The following is a 6,635-nucleotide window of genomic DNA, read 5'->3' as shown; positions in this document are numbered from 1 at the left end:
GGGGCTTGCCAGAAAGTTTAATCGCAAAAACGCGTTTTGTGAACGACCGTTCGCAAAAAATGACATTACGACGGTTTGATGGAATGGTGAAACACACGTTCGATTTTAGCCCGGCGCTCGAACGCGTGCCGAACGGTGTGCGGTCTTGATTGAACAGACAAATAAAAAGCGGCCTTTTCGGCCGCTTTTTTGTCGAATGTCAATCTTCTCAATCGCTGACCGGATCACCCAATGCCCATTCACCCGACAGCACCTTTTCCAGCCAGAAGCTGCCGATGATCGTCTTGACGTCGCTGATATGGCCGCTTTTGATCCACTCAAAAATCTGCGACCGGTCCGCGATGAACGTCTCGAGGAACTCACCGTCGTCGAGCTTGCTTTCGCCTGCCGTCAAACCGCGCGCCAGATATAGGTCGATGAATTCGGTCGAATAGGAAATGACCGGATGAATTCGCGTCAGGAGAAACCATTCGCGTGCCGTATAGCCGGTTTCTTCTAGAAGCTCGCGTTTTGCACACGCGAGCTCGCTCTCGTTCGGGTCGATCTTGCCGGCCGGATATTCGAGCAGGACCTTGGCGATCGGATATCGATACTGCCGTTCAAGCAGCACGCGGCCGTCATCGAACAGCGGCAAGATCATCACGGCACCGGGATGTTCGACAAACTCGCGCGTGGCGTGCTTGCCATCCGGCAGTTCGACCGTATCGATCTTGAGTGTGAGGAATTTGCCCTGATGGAGCAATTTGCTCTCGACCGTCTTCTCGAGCAAGCCATCGTCGGAATCGGGGAAATCGAGAGATTGGTCAGCCATCGTGCACCTTGAAAGAAACGCGCTGGACGCTTAGGTCGAGCGCGAGGATCAAGCCACGACGGCCGTCGCCGTCAGCGGCGCTTGACGAGATATTGGAACGCGAAACCGGGGAACGCGAGCACCAGGAACAAGCTGAAGGTCACGGCGTAAAATTGCCAGCCCTGCTCGAAGCGGTTGCCCGCACGCGCCTCAAGCATAAAGCCGAGCACGCCCACGACAAAATAAAGCACGATCAATTCCGCGATGCGAATCCAGCCGTTTTTCTTCGTCGTCTTGATTGGCACGACGGAGAAAAGACGCTGATTCACGAACGGGAGGTTGGCGCCGACCAGCGCCAACAACACGATAAACCAGCCCGCTGCCGACATTAGAGCTGGAACGGCAAGGTGTGCGTGATCGCTGCCAGACAGGCGTTCATCAGCGGTCCGGGGACAATGCCAAGCACCAGCACAGCCAGGCCGTTGAAGGCGAGCAGCGCGCGCTTGAGGTTGTCCGCGATGATCGGCGATGCGTCGGTCGGTGCATCGAAGTACATCAGCTTGACGATACGCAGGTAGTAGAACGCACCCACCAGCGACGACAGCACGGCCAGCACCGCAAGCCATGTCAGGCCGGCGTTCATGGTGGCCTCGAGCACGGCAAGCTTCGCGTAGAAACCGACCATCGGCGGAATGCCGGCGAGCGAGAACATCATGATCATCATCACGAATGCGAACACCGGGCTACGCTGGTTCAGGCCCTTGAAGTCGTCGAGCGTTTCGGCTTCGAAGTCCTTGCGTGCCAGCAGCATGACGACGCCGAAGGTGCCAAGCGTAGTCAGCAAATAGATGATGCTGTAGAACATGGCCGAGCTATAGGCGTTTGCGGCGCCATCAGCCTTGCCGTCAACCACGCCAGCCAGCATGCCGAGCAGCACGAAGCCCATGTTCGAGATAGCCGAGTACGCCAGCATCCGCTTGATGTTCTTCTGCACGATACCGGTCACGTTACCCACGATCAGCGACAACGCGGCCAGGATCACCAGCATCTCTTGCCAGTCCACCGCCAGCGGCAGCAGCGCCATCACCAGGAAACGCAGGCCCCATGCAAACGCCGCAGCCTTCGGTCCACCGCCGGTGAGCAGCGTCATTGCGGTCGGTGCGCCCTGATACACGTCAGGCACCCACATGTGGAACGGCACCGCGCCCATCTTGAACGCCACACCCGCGACCACGAAGATCACGCCGAACAACAGGACTGCGTCGTTGATGCGGCCGGTTGCAATCGCCTTCGCGACTTCGTTCAGTTCGAGCGAGCCGGTCGCGCCGTACAGCATCGAGATACCGTAGAGCAGGAACCCCGAAGCGAGCGCGCCGAGTACGTAGTACTTCATCGCGGATTCGTTGGCTTGCGGCGAGTCCTTGCGCAACGCGATCACTGCGTACAACGACAGCGACATCAGTTCCAGGCCGAGATACAGCGTCAGGAAGTTGTTGCCCGAAATCATCACGCACTGACCAAGCAGCGAGAACAAACCAAGCAGGAAGAAGTCACCGCGGAACAGGTCGCGGTCTTCAAGATATTTGCGCGAATAGATGATCGACACCGCGAAGCCGAGCGTCACGACCGCTTTCATCGCGCTCGCAAACGGGTCGACCACGTACATGCGCGTGAAGTAGTAGTGCGGCGTGGGATCGAGCGCCTGGAAGGCGAACCACACACCGACCACAATGGCCGTCACAACCGAAATCAGATAGGTCGTGTGACGGCTCTTCGCGCCGAAGATGGTGTCGTTCAACCAGGCCACGACGACCATCAACATCAACAGTCCATCGGGTAACAGGGCACTCATGGGGGCGTTTTGCATGATCTTTTATTTCCTCCGCACGCGTTACTGGGCCAGCGGCAGTTTGGACTGCGCGACGTGGGAGAGGAGATTTTCTACGGATGCGTGCATCACGTCGGTGAACGGCTTCGGATACAGGCCCATGTACAGCGTGAATACGGCAAGCACGGCGAGCATGAAGAATTCGCGCTTGTTGATGTCCTTCAGCTTCGCCACGTGCTCGTTCGCTACCGCGCCGAAGTGCACGCGCTTGTACATCCACAGCGTGTAAGCCGCGCCAAGAACCAGCGTGAAGGTCGCCAGGAAACCGATCCAGAAGTTGAACTTCACGGCAGCCAGGATCACCATGAATTCACCGACGAAACCCGAGGTACCCGGCAAACCGCAGTTGGCCATCGCGAACAACATGGCGAATGCGGCGAACTTCGGCATCACGTTCACCACACCGCCGTAGTCGGCGATCCGGCGCGAATGCATGCGGTCATACAGCACGCCGATACACAGGAACATGGCGCCCGACACAAAACCGTGCGAGATCATCTGGATGATCGCGCCTTCCATGCCGAGCGTGCTGAAGATGAAGAAACCGAGCGTGACGAAGCCCATGTGCGCAATCGACGAATACGCGACCAGCTTCTTCATGTCTTCCTGCACCAGCGCCACGAAGCCGATGTAGATCACCGCGATCAGCGACAACGTAATCACCACCGGCGCCAGGAAATGGCTGGCATCCGGCGCGATAGGCAGCGAGAAGCGGATAAAACCGTACGCACCCAGCTTCAGCATGATCGCGGCCAGCACGACCGAGCCGCCCGTTGGCGCTTCCACGTGGGCGTCAGGCAACCACGTGTGGACCGGCCACATCGGCACCTTCACGGCGAAGGCCAGGAAGAAGGCGATGAACAGCAATATCTGCGGCGTGAAGCCGATCTTCAATGCGTGCCACGTAGCGATGTCGAACGTGTGCGTCTGCGTGTACAGGTACAGCAACGCGATCAGCATCAGCAGCGAGCCCATCAGCGTGTACAGGAAGAACTTGAACGCGGCATAGACCCGGTTCGCGCCACCCCACACGCCGATGATGATGTACATCGGGATCAGCGTGGCTTCGAAGAAGACGTAGAACAACATGCCGTCGGCGGTCGAGAACACGCCGATCATGAGGCCCGACAAGATCAGGAACGCGGCCAGATATTGCGCCACGCGCACCGTGATGACTTCCCACGCGCTGATGATCGTGATCACCGTGATCAACGCGGTCAACACGACAAACCACATGGAAAGGCCGTCGACACCCAGGTGATACGAGATGTTGAAGCGATCGATCCAGACTGCCTTTTCTTCGAACTGCAACGCGGCCGAGGAATTGTCGAAGCCGGTAATCAGCGGAATGGTGACGATCAGTCCAAGAATGGAGCCGATCAAAGCAAGCCAGCGCGACGGGCCTGGATTGCTGTCATTGCCTATTGCCAGTACAAGGATGCCGACAATGATCGGCAACCAGATAGCGAGACTAAGAATGGGTAAAGAGTGCATAGATAGGTGTCCCCGCCTTATTTGCCGCCGAGCGTTACAAACAGGGTCAAGAGCCCCAACATGCCAATAATCATGGCGAACGCGTAGTGATAGATGTAACCGGATTGGAGGAAGCGAATCACACCGGCAAACCAGCCGACGAACTTCGCAAGACCGTTGACGATACCGTCGATCACGGCGATATCACCCTCTTTCCAGAGTCCACGGCCAATGGCGACCGCACCCTTTGCAAATACGACGTCGTTGATCTTGTCGAGGTAGTACTTGTTGTCGAGCAGGTTATAGATCGGCAGGAAGCGTTGCTTGATCACGCCCGGCAGATCCGTGCGCTTCCAGTACAGGAACCACGATACGACCACGCCCGCGAGCGCCAGCCAGACCGGCAAACCTTCAACCGAATGAAGGCCCATCGCAAACCAGCCGTGGAATTCCTCGGCCATTTCATGCAGCGCCGGATGGTTTTCGCCGATGAAGATCACCTTGTCGAACACCACGCCGTGCGCAAAGAAGTCGCCGAACAGCATCGGGCCGATTGCGATTGCGCCGATGATCACCGACGGAATGGCGAGCAGGATCAGCGGAAGCGTAATGACCCACGACGTTTCGTGCGGAACGTGCGCGTGATCGTCATGGCCGTGCCCATCGTGACTATCATGGCCGTGTGAATCATGTGCATGCGCCGCGGCTTCGATACCCATCGGGCTTTCCGGATGCTTCGGACCGCGGAAGCGCTCCTTGCCGTGGAATACCAGGAAGTACATGCGGAACGAATACAGCGCCGTGACGAACACGCTTGCCACCACTGCGAAATATGCGAAACCCGAGCCGGCGATGTGCGACGCCTTCACTGCATCGATGATCGAATCTTTCGAGTAGAAGCCCGAGAAGAACGGCGTACCAATCAGCGCCAGCGAACCGATCAACGACGTGATCCATGTGATCGGCATGTATTTACGCAGGCCGCCCATGTTGCGCATGTCCTGGTCGTGATGCATGCCGATGATCACCGAACCCGCGCCGAGGAACAGCAACGCCTTGAAGAATGCATGCGTAGCCAGGTGAAACACCGCGACGGGGTAAGCGGAGACGCCGAGCGCCACCGTCATGTAACCGAGTTGCGAGAGCGTGGAATAAGCCACCACACGCTTGATGTCGTTCTGCACCACACCAAGAAAGCCCATGAACAGCGCTGTGATCGCGCCGATCACCGTCACGAACGACAACGCCGAATCCGACAATTCGAACAGCGGCGACATGCGTGTGACCATGAAAATACCGGCCGTCACCATGGTTGCCGCGTGGATCAGCGCCGAGATAGGCGTCGGGCCTTCCATGGAGTCCGGCAGCCACACGTGCAGCGGGAATTGCGCCGACTTACCCATCGCGCCGATAAACAGGCAGATACAGGCAACGGTCAGCAAACCCCAGTCGGTGCCCGGGAACGTCATGCCGGCCAGCGCGGTACGGTGAGCGAAGACATCGCCGTAATTCAGCGAACCCGCAAACGCCAGCAACAAACCGATGCCGAGCAAGAATCCGAAGTCGCCCACGCGGTTCACGATGAACGCCTTCATGTTCGCGTAGATGGCTGTCGGACGGGTGTAGTAAAAGCCAATCAGCAGGTACGACACGAGACCCACCGCTTCCCAGCCGAAGAACAGCTGCAGGAAGTTGTTGCTCATCACGAGCATCAGCATGGAGAACGTGAAGAGCGAGATGTACGAGAAGAAGCGCTCGTAACCCACCTCTTCATCGGCCATGTAGCCGATCGTGTAGATGTGCACCATCAGCGAAACGAAGGTGACGATCACCATCATCATCGCGGTGAGCGAGTCGACCAGGAAGCCGATCTCCATCTTCAGCGGACCAACCGTCATCCATTCGTAGATGGTCGCGTTGAAGCTCGCGCCCTGCATCACGTCCACCAGGACGAAACACGAGAGTACGAACGAGATCATCACGCCGAGGATCGTGATGCGGTGCGAAGCCTTGCGCCCGATCTTCCAGCCAAACAGGCCGGCGATCAGCGAACCGGCAAGGGGCGCCAGCGCAATCGTGAGCAGAAGGTTTTCATTGAGTGTCATGGACATATCTGTCTTGCCTGAAATTAACCTTTGAGCTGATCGAGGTCTTCGACGTTGATCGTGTCGAGACTGCGGAACAATGTGACCAGGATAGCGAGGCCGATTGCGGCTTCAGCCGCCGCGACCGTCAGCACGAAGAACACGAAGATCTGTCCGTGGATGTCGCCGAGATAATGCGAGAAGGCGACGAAGTTCGTGTTGACCGCCAACAGCATCAATTCGATTGCCATCAGGATGATGATGATGTTGCGTCGATTCAGAAAAATGCCGACGATGCTGATCGCGAACAGGATCGCGCCAAGCACGAGGTAATGGGCAAGACTCAACATGGTTGTTTTTCTCCTCAGCCTTTGTTGTCGACCGTGCCGGCGCCGGCATT

At 57.6% G+C, this 6,635-nt stretch carries 6 protein-coding genes; all 6 read right to left on the bottom strand.

What is annotated here, in order from left to right:
- Positions 1-208 precede the first annotated feature (208 nt).
- On the bottom strand, positions 209-811 hold the full coding sequence (locus JWR14_RS38395) for an NUDIX hydrolase (protein WP_299720056.1): 603 nt from the start codon (positions 809-811) through the stop codon (positions 209-211).
- A gap of 71 nt (positions 812-882) precedes the next feature.
- Entirely contained in the window at positions 883-1,179 is a 297-nt protein-coding gene (locus tag JWR14_RS38390; RefSeq protein ID WP_299720054.1) for a DUF2818 family protein, read from the bottom strand.
- Positions 1,179-2,657, bottom strand: coding sequence for an NADH-quinone oxidoreductase subunit NuoN (nuoN, locus tag JWR14_RS38385; RefSeq protein WP_299720052.1), 1,479 nt, complete (start codon positions 2,655-2,657; stop codon positions 1,179-1,181). Before nuoN ends, JWR14_RS38390 begins: the two co-directional genes overlap by 1 nt.
- Positions 2,658-2,681: 24 nt before the next feature.
- Positions 2,682-4,172, bottom strand: a complete 1,491-nt coding sequence (locus JWR14_RS38380; protein ID WP_299720050.1) for an NADH-quinone oxidoreductase subunit M — start codon at positions 4,170-4,172, stop codon at positions 2,682-2,684.
- 17 nt (positions 4,173-4,189) lie between these two features.
- Positions 4,190-6,262, bottom strand: a complete 2,073-nt coding sequence (gene nuoL, locus JWR14_RS38375) for an NADH-quinone oxidoreductase subunit L (RefSeq protein ID WP_299720048.1) — start codon at positions 6,260-6,262, stop codon at positions 4,190-4,192.
- 17 nt (positions 6,263-6,279) lie between these two features.
- The gene (nuoK, locus tag JWR14_RS38370) at positions 6,280-6,585 is read right to left on the bottom strand and encodes an NADH-quinone oxidoreductase subunit NuoK (RefSeq protein ID WP_158933863.1); all 306 of its coding nucleotides are present in this window, start codon (positions 6,583-6,585) and stop codon (positions 6,280-6,282) included.
- Positions 6,586-6,635: the final 50 nt, after the last annotated feature.

Source organism: Caballeronia sp. (genome assembly GCF_028292365.1).
In the GTDB taxonomy this organism is placed as follows: Bacteria; Pseudomonadota; Gammaproteobacteria; order Burkholderiales; family Burkholderiaceae; genus Caballeronia.
The sequence above is the reverse complement of the archived record's forward strand: the minus strand, read 5'-3'. Positions and strand labels throughout refer to the sequence as shown.

What these genes read in the sequence shown, in the direction of transcription:
- JWR14_RS38395 (WP_299720056.1), bottom strand. Translation starts at nt 811, where the DNA reads ATGGCTGACCAATCTCTCGATTTCCCCGATTCCGACGATGGCTTGCTC.
- JWR14_RS38390 (WP_299720054.1), bottom strand. Translation starts at nt 1,179, where the DNA reads ATGTCGGCAGCGGGCTGGTTTATCGTGTTGTTGGCGCTGGTCGGCGCC.
- nuoN (WP_299720052.1), bottom strand. Translation starts at nt 2,657, where the DNA reads ATGCAAAACGCCCCCATGAGTGCCCTGTTACCCGATGGACTGTTGATG.
- JWR14_RS38380 (WP_299720050.1), bottom strand. Translation starts at nt 4,172, where the DNA reads ATGCACTCTTTACCCATTCTTAGTCTCGCTATCTGGTTGCCGATCATT.
- nuoL (WP_299720048.1), bottom strand. Translation starts at nt 6,262, where the DNA reads ATGTCCATGACACTCAATGAAAACCTTCTGCTCACGATTGCGCTGGCG.
- nuoK (WP_158933863.1), bottom strand. Translation starts at nt 6,585, where the DNA reads ATGTTGAGTCTTGCCCATTACCTCGTGCTTGGCGCGATCCTGTTCGCG.